This window comes from Moorena sp. SIO4A1 (assembly GCF_010672065.1).
Classification (GTDB): domain Bacteria; phylum Cyanobacteriota; class Cyanobacteriia; order Cyanobacteriales; family Coleofasciculaceae; genus Moorena.
The window spans coordinates 1-13258 of record NZ_JAAHHX010000010.1 but is presented as its reverse complement, the minus strand read 5'-3'; the positions used below and the strand labels follow the sequence as shown (position 1 = coordinate 13258).

13 protein-coding genes and 1 other RNA gene are annotated in these 13258 nt (G+C 44.0%); 7 read left to right on the top strand and 7 right to left on the bottom strand.

Annotation, left to right across the window (positions count from 1 at the left end; translation table 11 throughout):
* Position 1: 1 nt before the first annotated feature.
* On the bottom strand, positions 2-661 hold the full coding sequence (gene nfi, locus F6K53_RS10620; protein WP_293047116.1) for a deoxyribonuclease V: 660 nt from the start codon (positions 659-661) through the stop codon (positions 2-4).
* A gap of 81 nt (positions 662-742) precedes the next feature.
* Positions 743-1447, bottom strand: a complete 705-nt coding sequence (gene ispD, locus F6K53_RS10615) for a 2-C-methyl-D-erythritol 4-phosphate cytidylyltransferase (protein WP_293047113.1) — start codon at positions 1445-1447, stop codon at positions 743-745.
* A 127-nt stretch (positions 1448-1574) separates the two neighbouring features.
* On the opposite strand from ispD, the gene F6K53_RS10610 reads away from it, so the two are divergent.
* Positions 1575-2537: a glycosyltransferase family 9 protein gene (locus F6K53_RS10610; RefSeq protein WP_293023943.1), complete on the top strand. Its 963-nt coding sequence runs from the start codon at positions 1575-1577 to the stop codon at positions 2535-2537.
* 103 nt (positions 2538-2640) lie between these two features.
* On the opposite strand, the gene F6K53_RS10605 is transcribed toward F6K53_RS10610, so the two are convergent.
* On the bottom strand, positions 2641-2772 hold the full coding sequence (locus F6K53_RS10605; RefSeq protein ID WP_293080657.1) for a hypothetical protein: 132 nt from the start codon (positions 2770-2772) through the stop codon (positions 2641-2643).
* Between the two features lie 22 nt (positions 2773-2794).
* Positions 2795-3298 carry a CRR6 family NdhI maturation factor gene (locus F6K53_RS10600; protein WP_293071721.1) on the bottom strand — a complete coding sequence of 168 codons (504 nt, stop codon included), beginning with the start codon at positions 3296-3298 and terminating at the stop codon, positions 2795-2797.
* Between the two features lie 124 nt (positions 3299-3422).
* On the opposite strand from F6K53_RS10600, the gene ssrS reads away from it, so the two are divergent.
* A non-coding RNA gene (gene ssrS / locus F6K53_RS10595) (6S RNA) lies at positions 3423-3605 on the top strand.
* Positions 3606-3894: 289 nt separating this feature from the next.
* Here the strand turns inward: ssrS and F6K53_RS10590 are convergent.
* On the bottom strand, positions 3895-4260 hold the full coding sequence (locus F6K53_RS10590; protein ID WP_070393269.1) for a single-stranded DNA-binding protein: 366 nt from the start codon (positions 4258-4260) through the stop codon (positions 3895-3897).
* Between the two features lie 378 nt (positions 4261-4638).
* On the opposite strand from F6K53_RS10590, the gene F6K53_RS10585 reads away from it, so the two are divergent.
* From F6K53_RS10585 to mreD, 3 genes are all read left to right on the top strand, one after another.
* Entirely contained in the window at positions 4639-5646 is a 1008-nt protein-coding gene (locus F6K53_RS10585; protein WP_293045218.1) for a rod shape-determining protein, read from the top strand.
* A 130-nt stretch (positions 5647-5776) separates the two neighbouring features.
* On the top strand, positions 5777-6511 hold the full coding sequence (gene mreC, locus F6K53_RS10580) for a rod shape-determining protein MreC (RefSeq protein ID WP_364304417.1): 735 nt from the start codon (positions 5777-5779) through the stop codon (positions 6509-6511).
* 31 nt (positions 6512-6542) lie between these two features.
* Positions 6543-7088: a rod shape-determining protein MreD gene (mreD, locus tag F6K53_RS10575; protein ID WP_293071722.1), complete on the top strand. Its 546-nt coding sequence runs from the start codon at positions 6543-6545 to the stop codon at positions 7086-7088.
* Positions 7089-7559: 471 nt separating this feature from the next.
* Here mreD and F6K53_RS10570 read toward each other — a convergent pair whose 3' ends face one another.
* Positions 7560-8399, bottom strand: a complete 840-nt coding sequence (locus F6K53_RS10570) for an HAD hydrolase-like protein (protein WP_293071723.1) — start codon at positions 8397-8399, stop codon at positions 7560-7562.
* A 421-nt stretch (positions 8400-8820) separates the two neighbouring features.
* Here F6K53_RS10570 and F6K53_RS10565 point away from each other — a divergent pair, with 421 nt between their 5' ends.
* Together F6K53_RS10565 and ribD are read left to right on the top strand one after the other, a co-directional pair.
* Complete coding sequence (locus F6K53_RS10565) at positions 8821-10857, top strand: serine/threonine-protein kinase (RefSeq protein ID WP_293080654.1); 2037 nt, start codon at positions 8821-8823, stop codon at positions 10855-10857.
* 117 nt (positions 10858-10974) lie between these two features.
* On the top strand, positions 10975-12096 hold the full coding sequence (ribD, locus tag F6K53_RS10560) for a bifunctional diaminohydroxyphosphoribosylaminopyrimidine deaminase/5-amino-6-(5-phosphoribosylamino)uracil reductase RibD (RefSeq protein WP_293080651.1): 1122 nt from the start codon (positions 10975-10977) through the stop codon (positions 12094-12096).
* Between the two features lie 70 nt (positions 12097-12166).
* On the opposite strand, the gene F6K53_RS10555 is transcribed toward ribD, so the two are convergent.
* Positions 12167-12958: an amino acid ABC transporter ATP-binding protein gene (locus F6K53_RS10555; protein ID WP_293030252.1), complete on the bottom strand. Its 792-nt coding sequence runs from the start codon at positions 12956-12958 to the stop codon at positions 12167-12169.
* Positions 12959-13258 lie beyond the last annotated feature (300 nt).

Below are 13258 nucleotides of genomic sequence, written 5' to 3'. Positions count from 1 at the left end.
TTCACTTTGATGCTAGTTGATCAGCCCAGCGAGTTGTTTCTGGTAATCGATACTTAGATGTGCAGCGCAACACATAATCAATTGCTGTGGGTAAGCTGATGCGATGACCAATGGAAACATAGACTGGCTTAACTCCAGTCCGAGTACGCACAACGGCTCCAATGATTTCTCCATCATGGCTCAGCGGTTGCCAATTACCTTTGTTTTCGGGCAAATCCTCATGATCACCAATGAATCGGGACTTAGCCACACCAATGGTGGGAATATCTGTCAGTACCCCCAGATGGCAGGCAAGACCAAAGCGACGAGGATGGGCAATGCCCTGACCATCACACAAAATTAAGTCAGGGATAATGCTAATTTTTTCCAAAGCATCCAGTAATACAGGGACTTCTCGGAATGATAGGAAGCCTGGTACATAGGGAAAGGTAGTGGGTCTGGATGCGATCGCATTTTCCCTCAGCTGCAAGTCGGGAAAGCTTAAAACTGCTACTGCTGCCTGTGATATAGCGCCATCCTCCTCAAAACCTACATCTACACCCGCAACATACTGCACTTCCCCCAACTGATCTTCAAAAATTACCTCAGGTTGTAGTTGTTGTTGAATTGCTTTAGCTTCTTCACTATTGACTGGCCAAGGGTGGCGTTGTTGGATGTCCATAGTAATTTTATTTTTGGTACGTGGAAATTTTCCATTCCCTGGCGCAACATAAACGATGATTAATTATAATCAATTAATTAATTAACTAGATTTGGTCTCACTGAGATCAAAACGCTGGCGCAAGATAAATTCTGCGATCGCTAAATCAACTGGGGTAGTTACCTTCAAATTCGTCTCCTCCCCTTCCACAATCTTGACTGGCAAGCTGCACCGTTCAAACAAAGCGGCATCATCCGTAACTTCCCAGCCAGCCTTACGTCCTTGGTCATGGCACTGTTTCAACAACTTCACCTCAAATCCCTGGGGTGTCTGTGCTGCCCACAATCCCTTCCGATCCGGTGTATCTTGAACAAGATTGGCTTCATCCACCACTTTAATCGTATCCTTCACTGGCACAGCGGCAATTAGACCGGGACAACCCATTAAGACTTCGGCACACCGTGCCAGTAACTCAGGGGTAGCTAAGCATCTAGCACCATCGTGAATCAACACCCTTTTGGCTTCTGCTGGTAAAGCCTGCAAGCCATTATAGACAGATTCTTGCCGTGTTTCCCCCCCCTCAATCAACTCCACAGGTTTAGATAGGGCAAGTTCAGCTAGAATTGCTTTAAACTCTGGCCAGTCATAGGGTTGTCCCATGATCCCAATCCAGCTTATACTACTGGCTTTCTCTGCTGCTAGCAGTGTCCAAGCCAGTATTGGTTTACCTAGAAGTGTTAAAAGAAGCTTATTGCGATCGCTCCCCATCCGTCGTCCCATTCCGGCTGCTGGAATTAATAAATGCACGATTTTCTACCTCTTAGCTGCTGCTTCATGCCTGAGCTTAGGATAATATGCCCTCGATAGAATTCAGAATTAGTCCTTCCAGCGTCAAGTTAAAATTAATCTGATCCGTAAGCTCAAGCAATTTGAGATGAGAATACTAGCCCTTGTTCCTGGTGGAATTGGCGACCAAATCCTGTTCTTTCCCACCCTCTCACAACTAAAACAGTATTATCCCAAAGCTGAGATTGACGTTATTGTGGAACCGCGAGCCAAGGGGGCTTATCGGGTTTGTCAGTCAGTCGATGAAGTTCTAACCTTTGATTTTAAAGACCGCAATGGTCTCGCAGATTTTGGTAACTTGTTGGGAGTGATCCGCGATCGCGAGTACGATGCTGCCATGACCCTAGGACGTCGGTGGTCAGTTGGGCTGTTGCTCTGGATGACTGGTATTGTGCGTCGAATTGGTTACCAAGCTGGTTCAAGGGATTTGTTTTTTACCAACCCTGTGCCCCTAAAAACTGAGCAGTATGCTGCCCATATGTACCATGACTTACTACTAGGTTTCGGTATTAACGTTCCTTGTCAAGAACTCGCTGTTAGGGTTCCCAAATCAGATATTGAATGGGCAGAAGCTCAACAGCAACAGCTAGAGATTCCAGAAATTGGCTACATTCTTATTCATGGCGGTTCTAGTCAACTCGCTCTGTCCCAAGGAATTGATAAAATCTACCCAGTTGAGAAATGGCAGAAGATTGTTGAAGACATTCGCCAAAAACAACCAGATCTGCCCATTGTCTTGCTAAAAGGGCCAGAGGATGCAGAATGGTGCCAGGCGATGATGGAGTACCATCGTGACCTCAAGGTTACTGCTCCAGAAGATATTGGTAAATTGTCAGCCATGATTGCCGGTGCTAATTTGATGCTGTGTACCGATAGTGCACCGATGCATCTAGCTGTAGCTGTTGGTACTCCTACCATTGCCTTGTTTGGTCCGACAGAGGCAAACAAACTACTACCTGCCAAGGAGGGGGTATACGGTATTCAATCACCTACCGGTCGGATTGCCGATATCAAACCGGAAACTGTATTAGAGCAAATTTGGGGTAGCTAGTATACCAGTATGTCTTGAGGAAATCATCAGCCGCTTTTCTCTTTTCCCCAAACTCTGTTTAAGATGGGAAGCTGACGCTATAGGGGTTGATTAAGATAGATCATCAACCCGATGTGGAGTTATACTTTGCACAGGTACTTTGCGCAGGCATAAACTGCCCTTTGATAGTATCTCTTCTCCAACTATAGCGTTTATTATACTTATCAGCCCCGGCTCCATCTACCCATCTCCCCATCAATCTTCTTTATGATGGGTATTCAACCGGACTTAATATCACCCCCTGAAGTCTCGATCAGATCAAACAAAGTATCATCAAGTTCATAGCCGAGTAACTGAGCCATCGACTTGAGGCGGGATGGGCTCTGTATACCCCACTCCTTTAACCACTGACTTAGTACAAAGATTTTCTGCATCACGAAGATTTCTAAGGCTTCAGAGTTGTACTGGATGCCTTCTGTACGATTAAATTGGTGAGGCACTAGCATAGCAGTATAGCGGACGAATTCCCCAGATTTCCAATCTAGTAGAAAAGGTAACCAGGGATAGGTAGCATCCAAGCGCACAAACCATAACCGCACCTCTGGGATTTCTGAGAATTCCCGAGGATCCTCAGGATCGCAATCAAAATCAATCTTAAAGCCTAGCTGCTGCTCATAGTTTGCGATCGCACCGTCTTGCAGCCACCCTTCAATCACTGTCTGAGCTGGAGACAAGTCTAAGGTTTGGAAATGGTTAGTATTTAAGGAAATGATTGTAGTCACGCAATAGTTCCAATATCAATAAAATCAGTCAAGTCTTACACTATTTTCTCCTGCTAGGCATTTCCGTGCTCAAACACCTAGATGTTGCACATATTTTGATCAACTACTACAATAGAGTCAGCAGGTTTTACTGGGAAGTTGGTGACTGCCAATAGTGTTTTTTGATCTATGCTCATTTATATAAGGGAACTAATCGGATTGGCGGCAGTAGACTGGGAAAATACCCAGAAACTTCAAGCGAGATTCGACGGTGCCCACCTGGTTAGCCAGGTCATAAACTGAGGTAAGACGGCTTCTTGGTGAACCTGTAGGATCAGAAAATGTGGTCTTAAGGATGTGCAACTAGTGATCGGCAACTGGTAAGTAATAACCATTACACAGGAATTGGCTGAAAAGCAATACATCTAGTTCATAGCATTAGTTAAGCAGTAGAACTAAGTATTTTAACCATAAGTATTTTAGCCATAAGTGTTTTAGCTTATACTTAGGGCGACGACCGAAGGAAGAACTCGCGTTACCTATACTCATGAGCTATTAGCTTCCTGGGAAGCTAATAGCTAGACTAGTAAAGAGGTGTGAGTGTAAATCAAAACTATTCAAAATTCGGTGTTATCATAGCTACTTACAGCGCTCGGATCACTATCACGCTTAGAGCCAAGTAAATCAAGGCGCTCTACTCGGATCACAGGTTGTGAGCGATCAGCTCCGGTGGTGCGATCGCTCCAAGTGTCAATTTTCAAAGACCCTTTTACACCAATTAAGCTACCTTTACGCACATAATTAGCAGCTACTTCCGCCGTCTTCCCCCAAATCTCTAAGTTGAACCAGTCAGGCTGATCACTATTGCGTGTCCGTCGTCTCACTGCCAGGGCCAGTTTACACAATACACCGCCAGACTCAAAATACTTAACATCTGGGTCTGTACCTGCACGACCGACTAAATGGACAACATTGAGACTCATAGTTATATTGGTACTTTTGTACTGATTATGGCTCTACAATAGCAGATTGAGCTGGTGTATAACAATTACTAACTTATTTTAAGACTTATTTTAAGTGACCGAAGCAAGTCAATCATCCAGAGTATTCTAGTCAACTTGAGCTTAACTTGAGCCGGTGAAACCGTTATGTATTTGCAGCTAGGTGTATTTGCAGAAATTTCTTCCAAATAGTATCCGGAGAATCATGATCACCTAGTGTACTAGCGTACTAGACTAACTGGAAAAAACATAATAGAATCCACCTCAGTTACAGTTCCGGTGCAATTTCGGTTGTACACAGCATTTTGTGAGGCGTAGAAACTAGTGAGTATTTTGAATCACTTTTCCCTGTCACGGGACATGGGTATAGACCTGGGTACAGCTAACACCTTAGTCTATGTATCTGGTAAGGGCATTGTTCTTCAAGAGCCTTCTGTGGTTGCCATTGATCAAGACGAAAAGCTTCCTCTAGCCGTAGGCGAAGAGGCAAAAAAGATGTTGGGAAGAACCCCAGGTAATGTAGTTGCCCTACGTCCTTTACGGGATGGTGTGATTGCCGACTTCGATACCGCTGAACTGATGCTGAAGCACTTCATCCAGCGGGTAAACGAAGGCAAAGCCCTAGTTTCACCTCGGATTGTGATTGGTATCCCTAGCGGTGTCACAGGTGTGGAACGACGAGCCGTCATGGAAGCCGCATTACAGGCTGGTGCTAGAGAAGTTAGGTTAATTGATGAACCAGTAGCAGCAGCCATTGGTGCTGGATTACCTGTAGCAGAACCAACCGGTAACATGATTATTGATATCGGTGGAGGCACCACTGAGGTAGCAGTTCTCAGTTTGCAGGGAACAGTTCTAAGTGAATCAGTGCGTGTGGCGGGAGATGAACTGAGTGAAGCGATTACTCAGTATATGAAAAAAGTCCATAACCTAGTGATTGGGGAACGGACAGCAGAAGACATCAAAATCCGCATTGGCTCAGCCTATCCAACACCTGAGGATAATGAAGCTGCCATGGAGGTGCGAGGATTACACTTGCTGTCTGGCTTACCACGAACTGTCACGATCAAACGACCAGAGATTCGTGAAAGTATGGCAGAACCCCTTTCTGTTATTGTTGATGCTGTTAAGCGCACTCTAGAACGGACTCCCCCCGAGCTAGCGGCTGATATTATTGATAGAGGTATTATGCTGGCGGGTGGTGGTGCTTTATTGAAAGGATTAGATACACTTATTAGTCATGAAAGTGGCATTGTCACCCATGTGGCAGCTGATCCCCTCAGCTGTGTTGTTTTGGGAACTGGTCGAGTATTAGAGAACTACAAACAGTTAGAGCGGGTGTTTAGTGGGCGTTCCCGTAATATGTAGTGGTCAGCTATTAAACATCAACCTTAAAGAGTATTTTTCTTAAATATATGAAGAGTGTAGATTGAGTGTGGCTAGTGTAAAAACTTACTGGTTAGCCAAAATCTGACTATTTTATGGATAGGCTATGTACATGCTGCGTCGCTGGTGGGGGAGACATGGAGTAGCAATTATGCTGGGGAGTCTTACCCTCATTGCTGCTTGGTTACTTAGAAGAACTCAGGGTGCAACAATTTTTGAAATCTATCAATTGATAAGCCGCCCTTTTCAATCGCTACCTGCTAAAGAAGAAAGCCTCTCTAATGCGCGGACACTGGAACTACAACAGCAGGTAGAGGAACTCAAAACTCAAAACCAGAAGCTAAAAGAGCTGTTAGGTTATAAAAAAACCCAGAATAAACTAAGAATTGTTGCGCCTGTTGTGGGACGTAGCGCTGATAGTTGGTGGCAAGAAATCATTCTGGGAAGAGGGAGTGAAGCTGGGATCAAAAAGGGCTTCGTTGTTATGGCACCTGGGGGTGTAGTGGGTAGAGTCGTTAGCGTGACACCCCACACCAGTCGTGCTTTGCTGATCAGTGACCCCACTAGTAAGGTAGGTGCCGTGATCAGCCGTAGCCGTAGCATGGGTTTTTTGGGTGGACAAGGAACTAATCGGGCAATAATGCAGTTTTTTGATAAACTGCCAAACGTGCGTCCTGGTGATGCTGTGGCTACCTCCAGTGTCAGCCAGCTTTTCCCAGCTGGTTTACCCCTAGGACGTGTAGAGTCTGTTATTCTTGACAAAAGTCCAGCGCCAGAAGCGATTATTGAGCTGACAGCCCCGATGAGTTATCTGGAGTGGGTGATTATTCATCCAAATGACCCATGACCTATGACTAATGAACCATGACTAATTAACCATGACCAACACGTCTGAGTTTTCTATTTGGGTTCGTCGCACAATCAATTGGGCAGTGACTGTTAGTTCAGTTATCCTCTGCTCAATATTATTACTGACACGTTTACCGGGAATGGAATTACTGGGAATTGCTCCCAACTGGCTGTTGATTTGGGTTGTGGCCTGGAGCATTAAACGCACAGCGTTTCAAGGAGCATTTGCAGGGTTGGTATTGGGATTAGTGCAAGATGGTATGACATTCCCTGAGCCTACCCATGTCTATAGCCTTGCCATCGTGGGGGTCTTGACTGCTCTAATTCAAAAGCAACGGTATATTCAGGAAGATTTTATTTCAGTAGCTTTAATTGTCTTTGGCATGGCGATTGTTGGGGAAACAGTGACTGCTATTCAGCATAGTTTTCAAGGCTCTCGCCAATTAGCACAAATCTGGACAGACCATCAGCGTATTGCCATCTGTTCTGCCATTCTCAGTAGTCTTTGGGCACCAGTCGTCTACTATCCACTCAATCGATGGTGGCAGTGGTGCAATTCAATGGAGGAATCCTAATGCTTTATGAAGGTTGTTCGCGTAGCGTGGCCGAAAGGCCAAGGTTTAAGGTTAGCAGGTTGAAGGTTGAAGGTTGAAGGTTGAAGGTTGAAGGTTGAAGGTTAACAGGTTTAAGGTTTAAGGTTAACAGGTTTAAGGTTAGCAGGTTGAAGGTTAACAGGTTTAAGGTTAACAGGTTGAAGGTTAACAGGTTTAAGGTTAGCAGGTTGGAGGTTTAAGGTTAGCAGGTTAACAGGTTTAAGGTTAGCAGGTTGGAGGTTTAAGGTTAGCAGGTTATGGCTCTACCGCACCTAGTATCGATAAAACCGCGCTTATTGCTCACTAATTTATGATTGGGCGGTTGATTTATAAAAAATTATTCGATCAAAAACTAAAACTCCCGCTCAATCAGGATTATACTAATTATTTTATAACAGTGTCTTGATCCAAAGCGCGAGTGAGGGAAACGCCTGTAGAGCCACTGCATCGCTTTTACAGAGCAAGTTCGGTAGAGCCAACAGCTCTAGAAATTTCTAATAGATAAGAGGTGGCACAAAGTAGGTCGCTAGAGATATGAGTGGGTTCAAACCGCTTGAGATATGATTCAGAACGAATGCCACAGGTAAGAGCTATGGTGGGAATTGAGAGGGCTTGTCCTGCGAGAATATCGGCTTCTGTATCACCAATCATCCAAGCAGATACGGACGGTTCAGCCAGCGGAGATTGTTCGGTATAGGAAGAAGAACAATGCTCAGACAGTGCTTGTTGGAGAAGTTCCTGTTTGACCTGAGCATAGTTTTGATAAGCATGGTGGTTTTCTCTTGTCCCATAAATGCCGCTAAAAAGACGAGTTAAACCGTAATTTCTCAATATCTGTTTGACCTGGGATGTGCAACGCAATGTCACCAGAACGAGTCGGATGCCATAAGAATGCAGCAGAGCTAAGGCCCAGTTTACGTTTGGTTGCAGCTGATCTTTGTTCAATAAGGCAGATTGATTCACAATCTTGATCACACGCCCCAAGAAGAAATCGATTTGCTCTCCTCGTAACCCTGAGCGCATGGCAATTTCCTCGTCAGGGATGCGTTCTTGCTTCATTTGCCAGAACTGCTGTTTACTCATGGTCTGGATCGGTAAGGTTATACCTTGAGCTTGGTAGAACCCTTGAGTATCGGTTAGTGCTAGCTGGTAGGTGGTGTAGTAGCGATTGGAAACATCAACAATGGGACCGTCAAAATCACAGAATACGGTCAGTTGTTGCAAGTAGGGGACTGTATTTTGAGGCAGGTAAAATCGGGATAATTGCCTGTCTGGGGCAGCAACACAGTTCATAGATTAGTTCTGGGCTGGGCTGGGCTTTTTGACATACTTCTTTACAATTTACCAGCTTTAGTGTAGATTGCCACCTGCTTGAGGGGACATTGATACCATTTTGTATTCTTTGAGGTAACTATGTTAAAGGTTGACGGTTGACGGTTGATAGTTTAATTTTAACTATAAATAGTTAAATAAAAAAAGCTAACTTTTTGCCTAAGGAACTGGAGCAGCACTTAGACAAAATTAGGCAACAATTGCATTCCATGACAGCCAATTTATACTAGGATATAGAAAAAAACCTATATATATATTGATCTGTTTAATCCTGCTGTTGAGCTACTAGGGGCGTAATGAGCGAAAATATTGCTTTGAGTAGATTAATTCAAGACCCCCATCCTAATATTGGGATAAGACCACTATCTCTTTGTAGCTAGGCATGAGCTACTGTATCAATCCCCTGTGCCTTCAGCCAGATGACCCAGGGAACATGACGAATCTGGTTTGTCGCCATTGTGGCTCAGATTTGTTATTACAAGGTCGCTATCGGGTGATGCGCCTGTTGAGTGACCAAAGTGGCTTTGGTAAGGTTTACGAAGCTTACAACGGGGCAGTACCAAAAATTCTGAAAGTGCTTAAGCCAGAGCACAACTCGAAATCGAGAATTATTGAACTATTTCGCCAAGAGGCAGCTGTATTGAGCAAGCTGACTCATCCCGGTATCCCTCAAATCGATCCAGAGGGGTACTTTCAGTTTTTTGCTAGACATAGTAAAGAGCCCCTGCATTGCATCATCATGGAGAAAATTGATGGACTTAACTTGAAGCAGTGGATGAGGCAACAGGGCAATCACCCAATTCTAGAACCGCAAGCCCTTAAATGGTTAAAGCAGATAGTAGAGATTTTGCATCTTGTTCACCAAGAAAACTATTTCCATCGCGATATCAAGCCAGAAAACATCATGCTCCGTGCCAATGGGCAATTGGTATTGATTGACTTTGGCACTGCTAGAGAGTTGACCTATACCTACCTAGCAGAAATTGGTGGTGGAGGCAGTGTTACCAAGATTAGTTCCCATGGCTATACTCCCCCAGAGCAAGAAAAAGGGTATGCAGTCCCACAGTCTGATTTTTATGCTCTAGGGCGAACCTTTGTTTATTTACTGACTGGTAAATCAGTCACCGATCAGAGTGTTTATGATCCGTTAAATGATCAATTTCATTGGCGTGAGCATGCTCCTCAAATATCTGAGCAGCTAGCCGACTTTATTGATAATTTGATGGCTCCAACGGCAGCAGCTCGACCTCAGAAGACTCAGCAAATTTTAAATGATATAGCTAATATTTATTCTTTGATTAGTATTTCGGAGGCTAAGACTAATATAGAAGCGAGTACAACCAACCAAAGATTTAAAACTAAATCTCAACCCAATATTTCTATAGAAACAGAAGTTGTAACACCCCCAAGAAGAAGAGGGTGGTTAGGAGGGATATTGGCTCTGGTGGTTGGCTTATTTGGTTCTGGTGGTTGGCTATTGTATCAAGCCTACAATCCTTCCCTGAGAAAATCTCAAGAAATATCTGTAGTTAACACTAAGACCTTTACTGCTCATTCAAGTTGGGTTAATTATCTAGTCATTAGTCAAGATGGCGAATTATTAGTTAGTGCTAGTGCCGATAAAACGATTAAAATTTGGAATATTAACACGGTAGAAGCAATCCACACTCTCGAAGGTCATAATAGCTTTGTTAATTATCTAGCTATTAGCCCGGATGGACAACAATTATTTAGTGCTAGTGCCGACAAAACGATTAAGATTTGGGATATCAACACGGGAAAAGAAATCCACACTCTCGAAGGTCATAAAAGTTATATTAATCATTTAGCGGTTAGTCCGGATGGACAACAATTATTTAGTGCTAGTGCCGACAAGACGATTAAGATTTGGGATATCAACACGGGAGAAGAAATCCGCACTCTCCAAGGTCATAAAAGTTCAATTAACTTTTTATTAATTAGTCAGAATGAGCAAGAACTATTTAGTGCGAGTGCCGATAAGACGATTAAAATTTGGGATATCAACACTGGGGAAGTACTCCGGACTCTCAAAGGTCATGATAGCTTTGTTAATTCTCTAGCTATAAGTCCGGATGGACAACGATTGTTTAGTGCTAGTGCTGACAATACTATCAAAGTTTGGAATCTAGATACTGGGGAAGAAGTCAACAGTCTAAATGATCATACCAATTATGTGGAAGAACTAGCTATCGGTGCTAATTGTAAGAAGTTGTTCAGTGGAAGTGCAGATAAAACGATAAAAGTGTGGGATTTTGCTAATGAAAAACTAATCTATACTCTAAATGGTTTTCCAAATCCAATTGAATATTTTGCGATTAGTCCTGATTGCCAGACAATTGCTACTAGTGGTGGGAAAAAGATAATCAAACTCTGGCAGGTTCCACAGTTAAGTAATTAGTTTGTAAGTAATTAGTTTGGGTGAGCTGTTTGCGAGCAATTTTGATTTTATGAAGTTTAGAGTTAAAGTTAATTAAATGCTGATGATTACAAATAAAATCTCAATAGTAAGAGACGAATGGACAACTCTCCTGTGACATCTTTTCCTGAAACTCCCTTGGCGCAAGCCATGATACAGCGGTGCATCCAACTAGCAAGGCGAGCCGAGGGACGTACTACACCCAACCCTTTAGTCGGTTGTGTAATTGTCCGGAATGGGGAAATTGTTGGGGAAGGGTTTCATCCCGCTGCTGGTCAACCTCACGCGGAAGTGTTTGCCCTCTCAGAGGCTGGAGAAAATGGCGAGGGAGCAACGGTTTACGTGAATATGGAACCTTGCAATCACTATGGTAGAACCCCTCCTTGTACAGAAGCGTTAATTAGGGCTGGAGTCGCTAAAGTAGTGGTGGGGATGGTGGACCCTGATCCACGGGTATCTGGAAAAGGTATTGAACGGTTAAGGGCGGCTGGGATTGAAGTGGTGGTAGGTGTGGAAGAGGCTGCTTGCCGTCAGCTCAATGAAGGCTTTATTCATCGCATTCTTTACCAGCGTCCATTGGGAATTCTCAAGTATGCCATGACTTTAGATGGCAAAATTGCTGCTACTAGTGGTCACAGCAAATGGATTACAGGGGAAAAGTCCCGCAGTTGGGTGCATCAACTGCGATCAGCTTGCGATGCAGTGATTGTGGGCGGTAATACGGTGCGTCAGGATAACCCCAATTTGACTAGCCACAATCCAAACGCACCGAATCCCCTACGGGTGATCATGAGTCGCACCCTCGACTTACCCAGAGATGCTCGTGTTTGGCAGACGGATGATGTACCTACGTTGGTGTTTACAGAGGTCGGAACTGAGGGAGATTTATATCAACATCTGGTCAACCAGGGTGTAGAGGTGGTGGTATTGAATCCCCTGACGCCTTCTCAAGTAATGGCATATTTATATGACAGGCAGCTTTCCAGTGTGTTATGGGAATGTGGTGGTATCTTAGCTGCAAATGCGATCGCAGATGGTGCAGTCCAAAAAATCGTAGCCTTTATTGCTCCCAAAATCATCGGTGGTCAAGGTGGTCCCTCACCGGTAGGAGATTTGGGCTTGACACTCATGACTGATGCTCTAACCTTAGAACGAGTCAGTTGGCGTCAGATAGGATCGGATTATGTTGTAGAAGGTTATATACCTTCTAAGAGGGAGTAGGGAGTAGGGAGTAGGGAGTAGGGGTAAGAAAATTCACTGTATCTTATAAGTATGATCAGTATGATCAATCTTATAAAATTTGGGATAAAAACTGCTTAGTACGTTCATGTTGAGGATTGTTGAAAAATTCCTGGGGTGTACTTTCTTCCACCAACTTCCCATCAGCCATTAATACCACTCGGTCTGCCACTTCTCTAGCAAAACCTACTTCGTGGGTAACGCAAACCATAGTCATCCCAGAATCAGCAAGCGATCGCATGGTATCGAGTACCTCTCGCACCATCTCGGGGTCTAGAGCTGAGGTAGGCTCATCAAATAACATAATTTTAGGCTGCATTGCCAAAGCACGGGCAATAGCTACCCGTTGCTGTTGTCCCCCTGACAGTTGACCGGGATACTTCTTGGCTTGTTCGAGAATACCGACTTTTTCTAACAGCTGCATGGCAATTTCTTCAGCTTTTGCCTTTTTCCAGCGGCGCACCCAAATGGGAGCAAGGGTGACATTTTGCAGTACAGTCAGGTGAGGAAATAAGTTAAATTGTTGGAACACCATCCCCACTTCCTTGCGAATGGTATCAATGTTTCGCAAGTCATGGGAGAGTTCAATGCTATCAATAACAATTTTTCCTTTTTGATAGTCTTCTAAAGCATTAAATGTCCGAATAAACGTGGATTTTCCAGACCCACTAGGCCCCATGATCACCACTACTTCTTTTTTCTTGACTTCTAGACTGACACCACGCAGAACATGAAATTGGTTGCTGGTGTACCACTTATGAACATCTTGAGCGATGATCATTGATTCGGTATCTCCGGAATTAACTGGGTCTTGAGGAGCAGTGATCGGTTGTTGATTGGTCATGATTCTTTTCTCTTAAGTAACGTTGGATTGGGTTACAGGTTGAAGGTTACAGGTTGAAGGTTACAGGTTTAAGAGGATATCTCCCAAGTTTTTTGATACTGAATTTTGCCCCCCTAGCCCCCCAACTTTGGGGGGAACAAGAGTCAATTTGCTTCTAAAAGTCCCCCAAAATTGATACCGCTGGCGAAATTAATATTTGTTTAGACATAGGTCAACCGGTCGGCCCAAGAGCAGCAAAACGAGAACATCGGGTAGCTGCAAATGGAACTCCCTGCCACCAATTAACCAAACGCACAATAT

Bases quoted from the DNA above. Each gene is read 5' to 3' on its own strand.
- F6K53_RS10570 (WP_293071723.1), bottom strand. From the start codon at position 8,399: ATGAACTGTGTTGCTGCCCCAGACAGGCAATTATCCCGATTTTACCTG.
- F6K53_RS10605 (WP_293080657.1), bottom strand. From the start codon at position 2,772: ATGGGGAGATGGGTAGATGGAGCCGGGGCTGATAAGTATAATAAACGC.
- F6K53_RS10590 (WP_070393269.1), bottom strand. From the start codon at position 4,260: ATGAGTCTCAATGTTGTCCATTTAGTCGGTCGTGCAGGTACAGACCCA.
- F6K53_RS10555 (WP_293030252.1), bottom strand. From the start codon at position 12,958: ATGACCAATCAACAACCGATCACTGCTCCTCAAGACCCAGTTAATTCC.
- F6K53_RS10585 (WP_293045218.1), top strand. From the start codon at position 4,639: ATGGGTATAGACCTGGGTACAGCTAACACCTTAGTCTATGTATCTGGT.
- F6K53_RS10565 (WP_293080654.1), top strand. From the start codon at position 8,821: ATGAGCTACTGTATCAATCCCCTGTGCCTTCAGCCAGATGACCCAGGG.
- ribD (WP_293080651.1), top strand. From the start codon at position 10,975: ATGGACAACTCTCCTGTGACATCTTTTCCTGAAACTCCCTTGGCGCAA.
- nfi (WP_293047116.1), bottom strand. From the start codon at position 661: ATGGACATCCAACAACGCCACCCTTGGCCAGTCAATAGTGAAGAAGCT.
- F6K53_RS10610 (WP_293023943.1), top strand. From the start codon at position 1,575: ATGAGAATACTAGCCCTTGTTCCTGGTGGAATTGGCGACCAAATCCTG.
- mreC (WP_364304417.1), top strand. From the start codon at position 5,777: ATGCTGCGTCGCTGGTGGGGGAGACATGGAGTAGCAATTATGCTGGGG.
- mreD (WP_293071722.1), top strand. From the start codon at position 6,543: ATGACCAACACGTCTGAGTTTTCTATTTGGGTTCGTCGCACAATCAAT.